Consider the following 16495-nt stretch of genomic DNA (forward strand, 5'->3'; position numbering starts at 1 on the left):
CTTGCGCTGGGTGGACCCGCTGTGCATCGTGAAGTGGTGACTGAACCGACTAGCGACTCAAGTAGTCGCGGCACAGTTGAAGAGAGCCTCGAGACTCGAACGCAGGAGATCGTGGCGGATTTTCTCAGCTTTCTTAAGCACCATCGAGGCAAAGAACGATCCCCACACACGCTGCGCGCATATGACACCGATCTTCGTTCCGCGATGCGCCATGCAGCGCAACGAGGGCATAAGTCAGTTCAAGATATCGATGTTGATGACGTGCGAAGTTGGTTAGCTCAAGCAGCTGAACAAGGAAAATCACGAGCTACTCTCGCGCGCCGAATTACGGTACTGCGTACCTTCTTCCGGTGGGCTCGTGATGCAGGTGTAGTGCAGATTGACCCGACTCTACGGATCCGTAGCCCACGCCGATCACAGCACCTGCCCAAGGTTCTCAAAGAACGTCAGGCCATCAGGCTCCTGACGACTGAGTCTGATGACACAGATGAGCCGGGAGCCGTGCGGGCTAAAACGCTCCGTTCTCGAGATGCTGCTGCGCTTGAAATGCTTTATGCCACTGGTGTTCGAGTTCAGGAATTGTCTGGACTTGATATTGACGATGTTGACCTTGAGTCACGTACTGCTGTGGTTATTGGTAAAGGAAACAAACAGCGCAAAGTTATTTTTGGTGAGCCTGCAGCACAGGCGTTGCGTCTGTGGCTTTCTATGCGCTCGCACTTGGTGAGTAAGGAAAGTGGATCAGCCTTATTTTTGGGTGCACGTGGAGGTCGCTGGGGAGTGCGGCAAATACGTGATGCAGTGCATGCGGCGGCGGCCCGGGCTGAGGTTCCTGATATTTCGCCCCATGCTTTGCGGCACAGTGCAGCTACGCATCTTCTTGATCATGGAGCTGATTTGCGTGATGTGCAGGAGCTTCTTGGTCATGCTTCGCCGGCCACTACTCAGATTTATACGCATGTGTCCACTGCTCGTCTGCGGGCTGTTTTCGAGCAGGCTCATCCGCGGGCGTGAGAGCGAACTGTTCAACGTAACGGCAGGAGGCGAACTTCGCCGATGAGGGTGAGGGGGTCGATGTATTCAGCGTTTTTGATCGCTCCCCAGTGCAGGCATGATTTGGGTGCGCAGTGAGCGGCAAATGGAGCAATGCGTCCGATGACTTGACCTGCTTTGACGACGTCCCCAGTTTTAACTGTGGGGATTACAGGTTCATAGGTGGTTCGGATGCCTCGTGCGTGCATGATTGACACGGTTGATTTTGTGGCGACTTTGCCTGCATAAAAAATTTTTCCGTTGCTCGCTGCTAGAACAGGGGCGCCTGCGTTTGCAGCGAGGTCTACGCCTCGATGCCCGGGAAGCCAATTTTGTGCGGGTTTATCGAAGCCACGTAAAACATGGGTAGATCCACGTAGAGGAATGCGGTAGGGAGCGGGAAGCAGCGCAAGCATGTTTTCCATGTTTTTCTTTGCATGTCGTCCGGAAGCAGCTGTTCCTGCTCGTGCGGATGTGCCTGCGCGTGCTGCGCCTTGCCCAACGGCGGCTGCTTGACTTGTTGTTGCGGTTACCTGTTTGCCTAGTGCGCGTGCAGCAACACCTTCAAGTTCTTTGGCTACACCGGATCCAGCTAAGCGTGTGAGAGTGCCTCGAGCGGCTCCTGTGGCAACTGACTTCACGACCTGGGTGGCTACTGTGCGTGCAATGGCAGTGCCAACTACACGTACGCCGGTGCCAACGAGAAGGGTTCCCCATCCTGCGGGGCCGGTGGCAATGGTGAGAGCGATGAGGGCAATGGTGATGGGGTCGAGGCTCACGTAGGTGATCGTGGTTGGTGGAGTGAATGTATGAGTGGGGAAAGTTGCTGTTTGTGGATGGGAAGGCAGGTTGGGGACTGAAGTTATCGCGCGAGAGCGTGCTGGCGTCGCGGGGCAGTGGCTGCTGGCGTTATGATGTTCAAACCTGTGGCGTGTGAGCTGCAGGAAATCGCGTGTCGTTATTCGCCAGTGACTTCCGGTGTTTGTGTGCCAGAGAAGGAATGGTGGGGTTTCGCCTTCGGTCCGGGTTTTCTCGGTGGCGGTTCTCGCGACACCAGGGACTTAGCCGTAATTCCGCGGATAAGTCGTCAACCAAAACGAGTATCAGGAGGCTTCGGCATGGCCGTCGTCACCATGCGTCAGCTCCTTGAGAGCGGCGTCCACTTCGGACACCAGACCCGCCGTTGGAACCCGAAGATGAAGCGCTTCATCATGACTGAGCGCAACGGCATCTACATCATCGACTTGCAGCAGTCGTTGACCTACATCAACGATGCTTACGAGTTCATCAAGCAGACCGTTGCTCACGGCGGTCACATCTTGTTCGTCGGCACGAAGAAGCAGGCGCAGGAAGGCATTGAAGAGCAGGCAACTCGCGTGGGTATGCCCTACGTGAACCACCGCTGGCTCGGTGGCATGCTGACCAACTTCAGCACCGTCTCCAAGCGTCTGGACCGCCTCAAAGAACTTGAGGCCATTGACTACGACGATGTTGCAGGCTCGGGTCACACCAAGAAAGAGCTGCTCGTTCTGCGTCGCGAGAAGGACAAGCTGGAGCGCACGCTCGGCGGTATCCGTGACATGTCCAAGGTCCCCTCTGCCGTGTGGATCGTGGACACCAAGAAGGAACACCTTGCCGTTACCGAGGCGCGCAAACTCAACATCCCGATCGTCGCGATCCTGGACACCAACTGTGACCCCGATGAGGTTGACTACGCCATTCCGGGTAACGACGACGCTATCCGTTCCGTGACGTTGCTGACCCGTGTCGTTGCTGACGCTGTGGCCGAGGGGCTCATGGCCCGTAACTCTGGTGGTGCAGCTGCTGGTGAGCAGGCCGAGCCGATGGCTGAGTGGGAGCGAGAGCTGCTGGCTGGTGAGCAGGCTGAAGCACCTGCCGAGGCAAAGAGTGAAGACCAGGACACGGCTGAGGAAGCCCAGGCCTGAGCCAGTTTCGACCGTTCATGGCGTGTTCTTGAGCATGTGAACGCTGCCGTTGTGGCTCGTAATGGCCATTGTTGGACGTAACAACTTTGACGACGGTGGTCGCGACGATAGTCGCGACCACCGGTACGAGAGAGAGTGATTGGTAGATGGCTAACTACACCACCGCCGACATCAAAGAAATCCGCGAAAAGACCGGCGCGGGCATGCTCGACGTCAAGAAGGCTCTGGATGAGGCTGAAGGTGACAAGGGCAAGGCTGTTGAGCTGCTTCGCGTCAAGGGCCTGAAGGGCATCACGAAGCGCGAAGGCCGCTCGGCCTCCAACGGCTTGGTTGCTGCCAAGGTTGAAGGGAACGTTGGGACCCTTGTCGAGGTCAACACCGAGACGGACTTCGTTGCCAAGGGCGAGAAGTTCATCGCTATGGCTGACCAGATCCTGCAGGCTGCTGCCACCAGTGGCGCCGCCGACGTTGAGTCCCTCATGGAGGTTGACGTCGAAGGCCAGCCGGTTAAGAAGCTGATCGAGGACAACGCTGCTGCGATTGGCGAGAAGATGGAAGTACGTCGTGTTGCCCGCATTGAGGGTGAGCACGTCGTTTCTTACCTGCACAAGACGAACCCTGACCTTCCTCCGCAGGTCGGTGTTCTCTTCGCCTTCTCTGGTGGTGATGAGCAGGTTGGTCGCGATGTCGCGATGCACATTGCCGCGTTCTCTCCGTCTGTCTTGACTGAAGACGAGATTGACGAAGAGACGGTCGCTAACGAGCGTCGTATCGCTGAAGAAACGGCTCGCGAGGAAGGCAAGCCCGAGCAGGCTCTGCCGAAGATCATCGAGGGCCGCGTCAAGGGATACTTCGCTGAGAACGTCCTTCTTGACCAGAAGTACGCTAAGGACCAGAAGAAGACAGTTGCCAAGGTGCTGGAGGAAGCTGGAGCAACAGCTATCGGCTTTGCTCGCTTCCGCGTCGGTTCCTGATCTCGTAGTCGTGGGGTAGGCCTACTTGGCATAAATAAGCATTTTCTGCCGAGTAGGTTCCCTTTCCCTTTGTTTCTTTAAATAGGCAGCAACGGGAAATCTTTTTAAGAAGTGATCTGCCTTTATTGGTGGGTCACTTCTTTTGTGTGAGTGACTTCTTTGTATAAGTCGCTTGTGGTTCGCCATGCGTGGCAACATGGTTTGAATTGGTTCGCCGATGTGGGGAGATTTTTCGTGAGTGCTCGTGCATACAAACGTGTTCTGCTGAAGCTGTCTGGGGAAGCTTTCGGTGGTGGGGCTGTAGGCGTAGATCCAGATGTTGTTCGTGGAATTGCCGCGCAGATCGCTGTAGCTGTGCGGGAAGGTGTTGAAGTAGCGGTCGTCGTGGGCGGCGGTAACTTCTTCCGTGGCGCAGAACTGCAGCAGAAGGGTATGGACCGTACCCGTGCTGACTACATGGGCATGCTTGGCACCGTGATGAACTGCCTAGCTTTGCAGGATTACCTAGAGAAAGAAGGGATCCCTACTCGAGTGCAGACCGCCATCACGATGGGACAGGTCGCGGAGCCCTACATACCCCGCAAAGCTATTCGACACATGGAGAAGGGGCGTGTCGTTATTTTCGGCGCGGGCGCAGGAATGCCTTTCTTCTCCACAGATACGGTCTCCGCTCAGCGTGCGCTTGAGTGCCATGCCGACGCAGTTCTCATGAGCAAGAATGGCGTAGACGGCGTTTACACCGGTGACCCAAGAACAGACGCAACGGCAGTCAAGCTGGATCGCGTTAGCTACAGTGACGCGATCAGCCAGGGTCTCAAAGTTGTTGATGCGGCCGCTTTTGCCTTGTGTCGTGAGAACAAAATGCCGATGGTTGTCTTCGGCATGCAGGAGGAGCAAGCCATTACTCGGGCGCTGCGTGGCGATGGGATCGGTACCGAGGTCTACAGCGCTTGATGGAGGCGGGTAGAGTCTGATGCAGGAATGCTGAGCTGCTTAGGTGTTCTCCGATATCGCCGGGGGCGAGCAGTCTAGTCAGTCGATAACGCAGAAGGGGCCGCACATGTTGGATGACACGATGCTCGAAGCCGAGGAAAAGATGGAGAAGGCTTTGGAGGTCGCCCGGGAGGAGTTCTCCAACATTCGTACCGGTCGTCTTTCCGCAGGTCTGTTTAACAAGATCATGGTCGACTACTACGGTGCTCCGACACCTTTGCAGCAGCTTGCCTCTGTGCAGATTCCAGATGCACGCACCGTGCTTGTGACTCCTTATGACCGTAGTTCGCTAGGAGCCGTGGAGAAAGCTTTGCGCGACTCGGATCTGGGGCTTAACCCGAGCAATGATGGCGTTGTTATCCGAGGGATCATGCCTGCGCTGACTCAAGAGCGCCGCAAGGAATACATCAAGCTCGCGAACCGTAAAGGTGAAGACGCGAAGGTTTCTGTGCGTTCTGTGCGTCGTCACGCTAAAGACGCCATCGACAAAGCTGTTAAAGATGGCGAGGTTGGTGAAGATGAAGGCGCCCGCTATGAAAAAGATCTCGAAGCGTTGACGAAAAAGTTCGTTGAGAAGGTTGACACCCTCCTGAAGGGTAAAGAGGCAGAGCTACTCGAGGTTTGATCGGGTGAATGCACCTGTTGTGGAGCCCTCATCGCCACCTGAGAAAAAGTCGAAGGGGGGCCGGAATCTTCCGGTCGCTGTCGGCGTGGGGGTGGCGTTGGGGGTTCTTGCTCTTGCATCCTTGTTTGTGGCGCCCTGGGGATGGCTGCTGCTCTTAACTCCAGCGATCGTGTTTGCAGTGCTGGAGTTAAGGAACGGGTTCGTGGCTGGTGGACATGAGGTGCCATTAGTTCCAGTGGTGGTGGGGGCATCCGTGATGCCGTTGGCTGCGTACCTAGGAGGTCCAGCGGCGCTGTTGGTGATTTTTGGTGTAGAAGCTGGTGCGGTAATCGTCTGGCGAACGCTGATCGGTCGTCACCTGCGTACAGGGATACGCGATATCGGCAGCGGTGTTTTTGTGCTGGGTTATGTGCCGTTTCTTGCCTCATTTACGGCATTAATGTTGACAGCCCCTGAAGGGCATTGGCGTGTAATCGCGTTTGTCCTTGTCACTGTTTGCAGTGATATTGGTGGTTTTATAGCCGGTGTGCGCTTTGGGAAGACCTCGATGTCACCATCGGTGAGCCCTCACAAATCCTGGGAAGGTTTCGCTGGATCGGTAGCAATGTGTGCTTTTGCTGGAGCAGTGATGTTTGCATTGCCGCTGGGAGCAGCCTGGTGGCAGGGCGTGCTCTTCGGGGGTCTGCTAGCTATGTGCGCCACACTGGGTGACTTGACCGAGTCGATGCTCAAGCGCGATCTAGGCATTAAGGACTTCGGAAAAGTTTTACCGGGGCACGGTGGACTCATGGATCGCATGGATTCTTTGTTGGTGTGCGCCCCGGTGGCATGGATAGTTATGGCTGCTTTGCTGCCAGCGTGAGAGGAAAGGCGCTCCTTCACTCAGCGGTCGAGAAGCTCTGACAGTGCGGGCGGTACACGAATGGCGATTTGCCCCCGTTCGTGTGTTGTCAGCGGAGTGAGTGTTTCCAGATGCTCACCGTGTGCCCAATAGACGTGGGGACTGGTAGCTCCTGAGTCTTTGTAGCCGTTGCGAGCGAAGACACTCATTGGGCCCACCGACATGAGGGAACTGACGTTATCGACTATGCGCAGCGCGAGGTGATGGGCATTTGGCACAGCCACAAAGACACCTTTGCTGAGGTCACTTCCTGGGTGGAGAAGGCGTGAAACACGGGGCAGTTCGATGGCCAGGCTGGCCACTGACAAGGAATCGCCTAGAAGGCCAGTGAAGGTGAGTCCTTCGGTGGTTTCGAAGTGGCGCACTTCGATTTCTTCTCCGATATCGGCCAAAGTGTGCACGAGATTGTGGCGAGCTACTTCGACGAGTTCTTCAGGAGAACCTAGATGTGCTAGGTCGGTTGCCGGTGGAGCGATGACAGCCTCCGGCGTACTAACAGTAAGGAGCTCAACAAGCCCGGGGGCGTAAGCGCGAACGTGGGTCAGGTTGCTGAGCGAGGGAACATCTTCGATGTCGGCCAGCTGTAGTCGCAGTGATGACAGCACGGTTTTGTCATCTGGGGTGGCCTTTCCTGAGGGGGAGAGGGCAGGTGCGCGGTTGGCTGTGCCGTACAGAGGTAGCCACGCATGTTCTGCCGGCGTTGGACGGCTGTTGGCCAGAGGGTGGGGATATTTTTCGTACTCGCCTTTAAGAACGAAAGGCGCGATTGTTGGCGTGCGTGGTTTGCGTCGTTTGGCGGATGTTCCCGCGTTAGTTGCCTTGGGGCGTGAGCGCCGCATGCGTCCTGCGAGGCGGCGCCACAAGCTTTCCGTCATCGCTGTACCTTCACTTCGAGCTGTTGTGGGCGTTCATGTGTTGATCGCCCGTTCTGGGGTGAACAATGTCTTCGGGGAAGGGTAATCCCCAGATGTGGAAGCAATCGTTGAGTTATCTGTGAGCTTAGGCGGTCACTTGGGGTAGGTCTCGAGGGGGCCGCGTTGTCGAGGGTTGCGGCTTCCTGCGAGAATAGCCGTGATGAACAGTGAGAATGTGACTAGTAGTGAGCCGCTTCAAGGGCGGAGTAGCGGTGCGCAGGCGCGGCCAGTGTTGGCGCGCAGGCGCCCTGGTCCTGGGCAGATTACATTATCGGCGCCGGGTAACCCCTTGCCGCGCACTCATCTCGCTGATCTTGATATGGCAGGACGGGTGGCCCTGATGAAGGAAGCTGGATACCCCGGTTTCCGGGCTAAGCAGCTGTCCACCCACTATTTTTCACATTTCACGACAGACCCTGAATCAATGACTGACCTTCCTCAAGGATCCCGGTCAAAGATCACAGAAACAGCCTTTCCTTCGCTGTTAGAGAACGTGCGTGATTTGGTTGCTGACAACGGGCGCACAGTCAAGTCTGTGTGGCGTCTTCATGACGGAGCGCTCGTCGAAAGTGTGCTGATGCGTTATCCGCGCCGCGTGACTATGTGTATTTCAAGTCAGGCCGGTTGTGGAATGAATTGTCCGTTCTGCGCTACCGGACAAGAAGGTTTCACTCGCAACCTCTCGACTGCTGAGATTGTTGAGCAGGTGCGGATGGGAGCAGTGCTGCTGCGTTCAGGGCGTTTCGCAGGTCCAGGAGGCGGCGAATCGGGATCCGCGGGAGCAGAGGCATTCGCTAACCCCGACGATGATGAGGCCTACCCTCTGGCAGATGCTCATGAAATAGCCACAGCGCCATTGCGGGTAAGCAATGTTGTTTTCATGGGGATGGGCGAGGCGCTTGTGAACTACAAACGCGCCGTGGCGGCGATTCGCAGGTTGATCGCCCCGGCCCCCGAAGGATTTGGGATGAGTGCACGCGGCATCACGATGAGCAGTGTGGGTCTCGTGCCCGGAATTAACAGACTTGCCGCTGAGGGATTACCAGTCACGCTAGCGCTGAGCCTGCATGCACCCGACGACGAACTGCGGGATGAACTTGTCCCGATCAACAATCGGTACAAGGTCGCTGAAGCACTTGATGCTGCCCGGGCCTACTTCGATGCAACGGGCCGTCGAGTTTCGATCGAATACGCACTCATCAGGGACATGAACGATCAAGCGTGGCGCGCTGATCTGCTGGGGGAGGAGCTCACCCGTCGAGGTAAAGGCTGGGTGCACGTCAACCCCATTCCACTCAACCCCACCCCTGGATCAAAGTGGACAGCTTCCCGCCCTGGTGTGATGCAGCAGTTTGTTGAGCGACTGCGGGCACATGGGGTGCCAACAACCATCCGAGACACACGTGGAAGCGACATCGACGGCGCATGCGGGCAACTCGCTGCTGCTACCAGTTGAAAGTGAAGTGACTACTCAGCTAGTTCGAGTGATAGTGCAGTTGTTCGTAGGCAAGACGAATATGACTTTCAACAGCTTCAGCTGCTTGAAGAGCATCGCCTTTTTCAATTGCAGCGAAGATGGCTTCGTGGCCCGCACACAAGCTAGCTGAGCGAGCATGCCAGTCTTCCTCATCATCAAAACTGTGCATTATTGGGCCTGTCATCGTCTCCCGAATAGCTGTAGTCAATTCAGTGACAAGCCTGTTATGACCTGCAGCAGCCACAAGCACATGGAATTGCGTGTCCAGCTCGTTAAACCTGTCGCGAGGTGTTGCGGGATCAGCCATTTCATCAAGAACCTCACGCATTTTCGCGAGATCTTCTTCAGAGGCCTGTGACGCCGCTAGCCTGGCGCTTCTACGTTCTAAAGGGATACGAGCCTCTAAAACTTCTGGCACTGAGAAGTGGGAAAGATGCACGTGTAAGCGAAGGATGCGCGTGATTGCCTCGCTCGACATGGTCGTAACGAACGTCCCCCCGTCTGTTCCTACGTCGGCAGAGACCACACCTTGCGCTTCTAGCGTGCGCATTGCCTCTCGCACGCCAGCTCTGGAGACACCCAACATTGTCGCAAGCTCACGTTCTGCAGGAAGGCGGTCCCCTACCCGTAGCCGCCGAGCCACGATTTGTTCCTCAACCTGGGCGATGACCTGCTCGTAAGCCTTCTTTTTGGTGACGGGGTGCCAGGAAGGGCCAGACGTGTCAGCAGCCCCATCCTGGGCCTTGTGTGCCATGCAAATCCTCCAGAATTTGAGCCAGCGGTGGGAATCGTTCACGATCATTCTCGCTCGACGGTGGCGTGACGCACGACACTTGAGCGATTTAGTACCCACGCCATGATGCATGACCGACCGCAATGTCCTTTAATGGTCGGACCAAAGCAGTGGCGCCCATCACCCGGCCCAACTACGGGTAGCCCTCCGCGGCGCCCCCATGGACAACGGAGTTCTCATGCTTCCAGCCCTTGCGGCATTCACGCCCAATCCCAGTCCCCTCCCATCGCAGTGGCTCTCGGCGCTTGTGGCCGCCATCCCGATCATGGTGATGCTCATCACTCTGGGCGGTCTGCGATGGAAGGCACATATCGCTGGTATTACCTCATGGGCAGTGGCCCTGGTCATCGCGGTTACGGTCTTCTCCATGCCCGTGGGCATGGCCCTGTCGACCAGTGCGCACGGCTTCATTTACGGCCAATTCCCCATCGTATGGATCCTGCTGTGTGCCATCTGGATGTACCAGGTGACCGTCATCTCCGGAAGGTTCGACGACCTGCGCCGTACCTTCTTCCTGATCAGTGACGACCCCCGCGTGCTGGGTATGCTCATCGCCTTCTGCTTCGGTGGCCTTCTCGAAGCGCTCGCAGGTTTCGGTGCGCCGGTAGCCATCGCCACAGTCATGCTCATCGCTATCGGGTTCTCGAAACTACGCGCAGCGGTTGTGGCCTTGCTCGCCAACACCGTTCCAGTTGCTTTCGGTGCTGTCGGGCTTCCCATCCTTACCGCCGCCCAGGTAAGCGGTGTAGGCGTCACTGAGGTCGCCATTATCACCGGTCGCGTATGTGCACTTCTCGGTCTCCTTGTTCCCTTCCTCCTCCTGTTCGTCATGGACGGTAAAAAGGGTGTCACTCAATGCTGGCCGTTCGCCATCCTCATCGGTGTGATCTTCGGCGCCACAAAATGGGTCGTCTCCGCTACACCGCTCTACAACCTCACAGAGATCTTCGCGGCCGTCATCACCGTTGCTGCAGCCATTGCCTTCCTGCGCTTCTGGAAACCCCGCGGTGGCGAAGAAGCTCTTGCCCGTGTGGGGGCTCCGATGGATCCGAGCTTGGAAGAACAAGCACCTGCGCGCGTTACTGACGACAACGAAACTCTTACCGGCGGGCGTATCTTCATGGCGCTTGTGCCATACATCCTTGTCATCGTTGTGTTCTCCATCGCAGCCATCCCGGCTGTTCACAACGCCCTAGTCGCCACCAACCTCAAGATTTCATGGCCTGGCCTGCAGGAGCTCATGAGCGTTTCCGGTAAGCCCTCTGGCCACGCCACCTACACCATCGCTTGGCTTTCTGGCCCCGGCACCCTGCTTGCCCTGGTCGCAATCCTCGTTGGAATCATCTACAAGGTTTCGTTCAAAGAGATCTTCGCTGAGCTTTGGCGCAACGTTGTCAAGCTGCGTTTCACGATGCTCACCATCGGCGCTGTTGTTGCTCTTGCCTACGTCATGGGTGACTCCGGTCAGACATACGCTCTTGGCCTCTGGGTTGCTGGTGCAGGCGCTGTGTATCCCTTCTTGGCTCCGATCCTGGGCTGGATCGGTACCTACGTCACCGGCTCTGACACTTCAGCCAACCTGCTCTTCTCCCCGCTACAGGCCAGCGTTGGAGACCAAATCGGCTACAAGGGTCTTCTGGTCGGCACCGGTGCCGCAGGTGGCGTTGTCGGCAAGATGATTTCTCCGCAGTCTTTGGCCATCGCCGCTTCTGCGATCGGGCTAGCTGGCTCTGAATCTGTCATCCTGCGCCGAGTTATTAGCTGGAGCCTCATTCTGCTGGTGTTCATGTGCGTCGTTTCGGGCCTCATGTCCACCCCCGTCCTTGCGTGGCTGCTTCCGTAACAAACAGCTTCCCCGTGCACCCCGGGGAATCAACCCACCCGACACCACCTGGAGAACGAGAACATGACCACAGCCGCACCCTCCTCACCGGCCGGCACCCGGCCAGGTGAGGGACTCACCGTCGCGCTGTTCGCAACCTGTGCCAACGACGCGATGTTCCCTAACACCCCCAAAGCAGTAACCACTTTGCTGGAGCGCCTGGGCGTGAAAGTGACCTTCCCGCAGAAGCAAACATGCTGCGGACAGGCCTTCACAAACTCGGGCTACTTCGACGAGACTATTCCGCTCGTTCGTAACTTCGTTAACACCTTCAGCGACTACGACTACATCGTGGCCCCGTCTGGTTCCTGCGTAGGCTCTGTGCGCGACCAGCACACGATGCTCGCTGAACACGCTGGTGACAGCGGGTTGCGTCGCGAAGCAGCTGACATCGCCTCCCGTACATATGACATCTCTGAGTTCCTCATTGATGTTCTAGGAACGGTGGATGTTGGCGCTTACTTCCCGCACAAGGTCACCTATCACCCGACTTGTCACTCTGTCCGCATGGCCAAAGTTGGAGATCGCCCGATGCGTCTTCTCCAGGCCGTGTCCGGTATTACCGTGCTGGAACTCGAAGACGCAGACCGCTGCTGCGGATTCGGTGGCACGTTCTCGATGAAGAACCCGGATGTGTCTGTTGCGATGGCCGCAGATAAGGCTCGTCACGTCGCAGATACCGGAGCGGAGTACCTCGTCGCAGGAGACAACCTCTGCCTCTTGAACATCTCCGGCGTGCTCGGGCGCAACAACGCCGGTATCCGTCCGGTCCACCTCGCCGAAATTCTTGCCTCCACTGAAGAGGCACAGTTCACCCCCGGATCTTCCCGGGCCTCACGGGAAGGAGTGCGCAAATGAGCACCACGTTCATCGGTATGCCAGCACTGCCGCGCGACGCCGAGGGCCGGTTGACTCCTTCGCCGCCGCCCGGAGAGTTGATCAACTCGGACGCCTTCCCCTCAGCAGCCAAGGTGCAGCTAGGCAAGCCAGTGCAGCGAGGCAACCTGCACACCGCTATGACCATGATCCGAGGCAAACGTGGTCGTGTCGTAGCAGAGCTAGACAACTGGGAACAGCTTCGTCGCGCTGGTGAATCAATTAAGAACCGCACCCTGCGGCACCTGGACCAATACTTGGTCCAGCTAGAAGAGTCACTTACTGCAGCAGGAACAACTGTTCACTGGGCGCGTGACGCAGCCGAAGCGAACGAAATCATCGTCGGCCTCGTTAAAGATGCACTCTCCCAATACGCAGTCAGCGAGGGTGAAGGCACCGAGGCAAACAACGGTGACGTTACTTACCCTGAGGTCGTCAAGGTTAAATCCATGGCCACCCAGGAAATCGAGATGAACGAGGCCCTTGAAGACGCGGGCATCGCAGCCTGGGAGACTGACCTCGCTGAGCTCATCGTGCAGCTGGGGCATGACAGGCCAAGCCACTTCCTCGTGCCGGCTATTCACCGCAACCGCAGTGAAGTACGCGAGATCTTCCTCGACGAGATGGGTACCTATGGCCGCCCTGCTCCCGAAGGTTTGGACTCCGAGCCAGCCCACCTTGCAGAGGCTTCTCGCCAACACCTGCGCGAAAAGTTCCTGCGCGCCAAGGTAGGTATCTCCGGAGCTAACTTCGCAGTTGCCGAAACTGGAACTCTGGCAGTTGTCGAATCCGAAGGTAACGGCCGTATGTGCCTAACCCTGCCGGAGACGCTCATCAGTGTTGTCGGCATTGAAAAAGTTGTCCCGACGGTTGAAGACCTTGAGGTTTTCCTTCAGTTGCTGCCGCGTTCGTCTACGGGCGAGCGCATGAACCCTTACACCACCCTTTGGACGGGACCGGGCGGCGATAAGGGTGGCGAAGACGGCCCCAAAGCCATGCACGTGGTTCTTATCGACAACGGCCGCACCAACGTTCTCCAGGACAAACACGGTCGTGAGGCACTGCGCTGCATTCGCTGCACCTCCTGCCTCAACGTGTGCCCTGTCTATGAAAAAGTCGGTGGTCACGCCTACGGCTCGGTGTACCCAGGGCCAATCGGCTCGATCCTCACCCCGCAGTTGCGCGGAACATCTTCCAAGGTCGATCGCTCTCTACCTTTTGCCTCCACCCTGTGCGGCGCGTGCTTCGACGTGTGCCCTGTGCGCATCCCGATTCCGGAGCTGCTCGTCTACATGCGCAACAAGGTTGTTAGCGCCAAAAAGGCAGAAGCGAACGCCAAGTTTAAGAAGAAGCGGCTTGCCCGCCCCTTCATCGCCCACACCGAGCCTGCTCTCATGGCTTCTGCAGCCTGGATGATGTCAGACTCCCGCCGCTGGAAGACCGCTACCAACATGAGTGGTTTTGGTGGGCGCAGCCTCGGCAAGTTCACCGATCACATCGGCGCTATTCCTGGACCGCTCTCTCGCTGGACAGGAGCAAGGAACGTGCCGGTGCCTCCGGCGGAATCGTTCCGTAGTTGGTGGAACCGTGAGCACGGTGACGATGACACAGCTGGCACGAATGGCGAGCGCAAGGGGGAAAACTGATGAGCACGGATTTGCAACGCCCTGACCTCACCGCGGGCGCGCCGCACACGCCAGGAATGAGCGCTCGTGATGAGATCCTGGCGCGTATCCGCCAGGGGCTGACCGATGTGCCCGCTGATATGTCTCCGGCTGAAGATACTCCGGTGGATTGGGAGTATGGGCAGGCCAACCCACAGGTAGACGACGTGGTTGATCGATTCGTTGAGCGTGTCGAGGACTACAGAGCTACGGTCGCTCGGTGCGCACGTAAAGAGATCCCCGCTGCCATTGCTGAAGCTTTGCGGATCACTGAAGCAAAAAGTGTCGTACTACCAGAAGGCATTGACGCTTCGTGGCGCGCTGCAGTGGAGAAGTTCGGTGTGCCAGTAAGCACCGATGGTCCTACTGCTGGGGCTCGAACTCGCGCTGAGCTGAACTCCACGCATGCTGTTGTCACGGCGGCTCGTGCTGCAGGCGCTGAGTCGGGAACGATCATGCTTGACCACGCTGAAGACCAGGGACGTCGTGCCCTCACCTTGCTTCCTGACATTCACGTGTGTGTAGTGACTACCGACCAAATCGTCAGCGATATTCCTGAAGCCACGGCTTTGGTTGCCCCCTCATTGCGTGCGGGCAACCCAGTGACCTGGATTAGTGGCGGTAGCGCTACGAGTGACATCGAGTTGTCTCGTGTTGAAGGCGTGCACGGTCCTCGGACCCTCTACGTCATCGTGGCTGGCTAATTCTGTTCTGTGCGAGCCGCTGTGATACATAGCTCAGCGGCTCGCACGAGCCGAGCTCGGTAGTTATTTTTCAACGTAGCTAGGCGCCCAGACTCTTTGAGTTCTGGGCGCCTAGCTACGTTGAAAAGCCCTTACCGGTCGATGCGCCTTGTGCAATGCAAGAGACCGGAGCGGTGATTATCTTGCTAGTTCTGTTGGGCGTGGTACTGGGCAATTTTGGTTTCACGTTCCGCTTTCAAACGGTGCAACGGGTCGTTATCGCCAAGTTGGGCAGGGCCGAATATGCTCATTGCCACTCTGCGGATGTTCCACCAGAGGCGGTAGCCGAGGGAGAGCCCGTCTTTGTTTGCCATGTGGGGTCCTTTGAACGCAGGTAAAAGATAGAAAAGGGTTTCGAGTAGCCTACGCGTCAAGAAGGGGGATGGGAGATAACCAAGCTTGTTTACCGCCTAGGTGTGCATGAAACGATGTGTCGGTGACAACGCAACGAACAGTAACTCTGCTGGGATCCACTGGGTCGATCGGTACGCAGGCAGTAGATGTAGCCCTACGTAATCCAGATCGATTTCGCGTGACGGGTTTGGCTGCTGGTGGTGGGCAACTGGGGGTGCTTGCCGAGCAGGTTGCCCAGCTTGATGTTGATGTGCTTGCGGTTGCGCAGGGCTCAGTAGAAGAAGTGCATGCAGCGCTGCGAGCAGCTGGTGTGCAGCGGATCCCCGAGGTGCTAGTGGGGGGTGATTCGGTGGCAGAGGTTGCTGGTCAGTCTGTGGATGTGGTGGTCAATGGCATTACGGGATCGATTGGTTTGCTTCCGACTCTTGCTGCGCTCCAGGCTGGAAATACCTTGGCGTTAGCCAATAAAGAGTCACTGATTGTGGGGGGCGATCTTGTTAAGGCGGCGGCCAGGCCAGGGCAGATCGTGCCAGTAGATTCAGAGCATTCGGCTCTGGCGCAGGCGTTGCGTTCTGGAAAGAGTAGTGAGGTTGCCAAGCTTGTGGTGACAGCAAGCGGTGGACCTTTCCGCGGACGGCGCCGTGCAGAGCTTGTTAATGTCACGCCGGAGGAGGCTTTGGCTCACCCAACATGGAATATGGGGCCAGTGGTAACTACTAATTCGGCCACGCTTGTCAATAAGGGTTTGGAAGTTATTGAAGCCCATCTGCTCTTCGATATTCCTTTTTCGTCTATCGAAGTGACTGTGCATCCTCAGTCAGTGGTGCATTCGATGGTTGAGTTTGTTGATGGATCTACGATTGCTCAGGCATCGCCGCCGGATATGCGGTTGCCGATTGCTTTGGGAATGGCATGGCCAGATCGTGTTCCAGCAGCGGTAGCGCCATGTGACTGGTCTAAAGCGAGTGCGTGGGAGTTCTTCCCGCTGGATGAAGAAGCATTCCCTGCAGTGGCGTTGGCTCGCCGTGTTGGGGAAATGGGGGGAACGTATCCCGCTGTGTATAACGCTGCCAATGAGGTGTGTGTTGATGCTTTCCATGATCGCCGTATCGGTTTCTTGGAGATTGTGGACACGGTGGAGCTGGTGGTGAACCGGTGGCATGAGGCGGTGCAGCGGGCAGAGCAGTCAGGCAACGCTGATGATGTAGCTGGGGTGCTGGCCGCTGATGCGTGGGCGCGTGACGTGGCGGGATCAGTTATCGCTAGGTGATCGTTGCACAATCGGTACAGGGTGTGAGCTTCACGGTCGATCAGTCGTAGA

The 16495-nt window shown here is 57.2% G+C and carries 16 protein-coding genes; 12 read left to right on the forward strand and 4 right to left on the reverse strand.

Annotated elements, in window-relative coordinates; genetic code table 11:
• The first annotated feature begins 36 nt into the window (after positions 1–36).
• Positions 37–1014 carry a tyrosine recombinase XerC gene (locus CKV89_RS05285; protein ID WP_267879266.1) on the forward strand — a complete coding sequence of 326 codons (978 nt, stop codon included), beginning with the start codon at positions 37–39 and terminating at the stop codon, positions 1012–1014.
• Between the two features lie 11 nt (positions 1015–1025).
• Here CKV89_RS05285 and CKV89_RS05290 read toward each other — a convergent pair whose 3' ends face one another.
• A complete protein-coding gene (locus tag CKV89_RS05290; protein WP_051277469.1) occupies positions 1026–1811 on the reverse strand; it encodes a M23 family metallopeptidase in 786 nt (261 codons plus the stop codon).
• 339 nt (positions 1812–2150) lie between these two features.
• Here CKV89_RS05290 and rpsB point away from each other — a divergent pair, with 339 nt between their 5' ends.
• From rpsB to CKV89_RS05315, 5 genes are all read left to right on the forward strand, one after another.
• Positions 2151–2978 carry a 30S ribosomal protein S2 gene (rpsB, locus tag CKV89_RS05295; RefSeq protein ID WP_028326986.1) on the forward strand — a complete coding sequence of 276 codons (828 nt, stop codon included), beginning with the start codon at positions 2151–2153 and terminating at the stop codon, positions 2976–2978.
• Between the two features lie 146 nt (positions 2979–3124).
• Positions 3125–3952: a translation elongation factor Ts gene (gene tsf, locus CKV89_RS05300; protein ID WP_028326985.1), complete on the forward strand. Its 828-nt coding sequence runs from the start codon at positions 3125–3127 to the stop codon at positions 3950–3952.
• A gap of 234 nt (positions 3953–4186) precedes the next feature.
• Positions 4187–4906: a UMP kinase gene (pyrH, locus tag CKV89_RS05305; protein ID WP_154657614.1), complete on the forward strand. Its 720-nt coding sequence runs from the start codon at positions 4187–4189 to the stop codon at positions 4904–4906.
• A gap of 106 nt (positions 4907–5012) precedes the next feature.
• Positions 5013–5570, forward strand: a complete 558-nt coding sequence (gene frr, locus CKV89_RS05310; RefSeq protein WP_028326983.1) for a ribosome recycling factor — start codon at positions 5013–5015, stop codon at positions 5568–5570.
• Between the two features lie 4 nt (positions 5571–5574).
• Positions 5575–6432: a phosphatidate cytidylyltransferase gene (locus CKV89_RS05315; protein ID WP_095068487.1), complete on the forward strand. Its 858-nt coding sequence runs from the start codon at positions 5575–5577 to the stop codon at positions 6430–6432.
• A 20-nt stretch (positions 6433–6452) separates the two neighbouring features.
• Here the strand turns inward: CKV89_RS05315 and CKV89_RS05320 are convergent, their stop codons facing one another.
• The gene (locus CKV89_RS05320) at positions 6453–7346 is read right to left on the reverse strand and encodes a hypothetical protein (protein WP_028326981.1); all 894 of its coding nucleotides are present in this window, start codon (positions 7344–7346) and stop codon (positions 6453–6455) included.
• 199 nt (positions 7347–7545) lie between these two features.
• Here CKV89_RS05320 and rlmN point away from each other — a divergent pair, with 199 nt between their 5' ends.
• Positions 7546–8841, forward strand: a complete 1296-nt coding sequence (gene rlmN, locus CKV89_RS05325; protein WP_084441010.1) for a 23S rRNA (adenine(2503)-C(2))-methyltransferase RlmN — start codon at positions 7546–7548, stop codon at positions 8839–8841.
• Between the two features lie 19 nt (positions 8842–8860).
• Here rlmN and CKV89_RS05330 read toward each other — a convergent pair whose 3' ends face one another.
• Entirely contained in the window at positions 8861–9664 is an 804-nt protein-coding gene (locus CKV89_RS05330; RefSeq protein WP_231935459.1) for a FadR/GntR family transcriptional regulator, read from the reverse strand.
• A 169-nt stretch (positions 9665–9833) separates the two neighbouring features.
• On the opposite strand from CKV89_RS05330, the gene CKV89_RS05335 reads away from it, so the two are divergent.
• The 4 genes from CKV89_RS05335 to CKV89_RS05350 all read left to right on the forward strand — a co-directional run bounded on the left by CKV89_RS05335 (position 9834) and on the right by CKV89_RS05350 (position 14781).
• Complete coding sequence (locus CKV89_RS05335) at positions 9834–11498, forward strand: L-lactate permease (protein ID WP_028326978.1); 1665 nt, start codon at positions 9834–9836, stop codon at positions 11496–11498.
• Between the two features lie 63 nt (positions 11499–11561).
• Positions 11562–12395: a (Fe-S)-binding protein gene (locus CKV89_RS05340; protein WP_051277467.1), complete on the forward strand. Its 834-nt coding sequence runs from the start codon at positions 11562–11564 to the stop codon at positions 12393–12395.
• Entirely contained in the window at positions 12392–14059 is a 1668-nt protein-coding gene (locus CKV89_RS05345; protein WP_051277466.1) for a lactate utilization protein B, read from the forward strand. Before CKV89_RS05340 ends, CKV89_RS05345 begins: the two co-directional genes overlap by 4 nt.
• Complete coding sequence (locus CKV89_RS05350; RefSeq protein WP_231935460.1) at positions 14059–14781, forward strand: LutC/YkgG family protein; 723 nt, start codon at positions 14059–14061, stop codon at positions 14779–14781. Before CKV89_RS05345 ends, CKV89_RS05350 begins: the two co-directional genes overlap by 1 nt.
• Before the next feature lie 185 nt (positions 14782–14966).
• Here CKV89_RS05350 and CKV89_RS12030 read toward each other — a convergent pair whose 3' ends face one another.
• Entirely contained in the window at positions 14967–15134 is a 168-nt protein-coding gene (locus CKV89_RS12030) for a hypothetical protein (protein ID WP_169714599.1), read from the reverse strand.
• Between the two features lie 122 nt (positions 15135–15256).
• Between CKV89_RS12030 and dxr the strand changes: the two genes are divergently transcribed.
• Positions 15257–16444: a 1-deoxy-D-xylulose-5-phosphate reductoisomerase gene (gene dxr / locus CKV89_RS05355; protein WP_407919582.1), complete on the forward strand. Its 1188-nt coding sequence runs from the start codon at positions 15257–15259 to the stop codon at positions 16442–16444.
• The last annotated feature ends 51 nt before the right edge of the window (positions 16445–16495 follow it).

Source organism: Dermatophilus congolensis (assembly GCF_900187045.1).
Classification (GTDB): Bacteria; Actinomycetota; Actinomycetes; order Actinomycetales; family Dermatophilaceae; genus Dermatophilus; species Dermatophilus congolensis.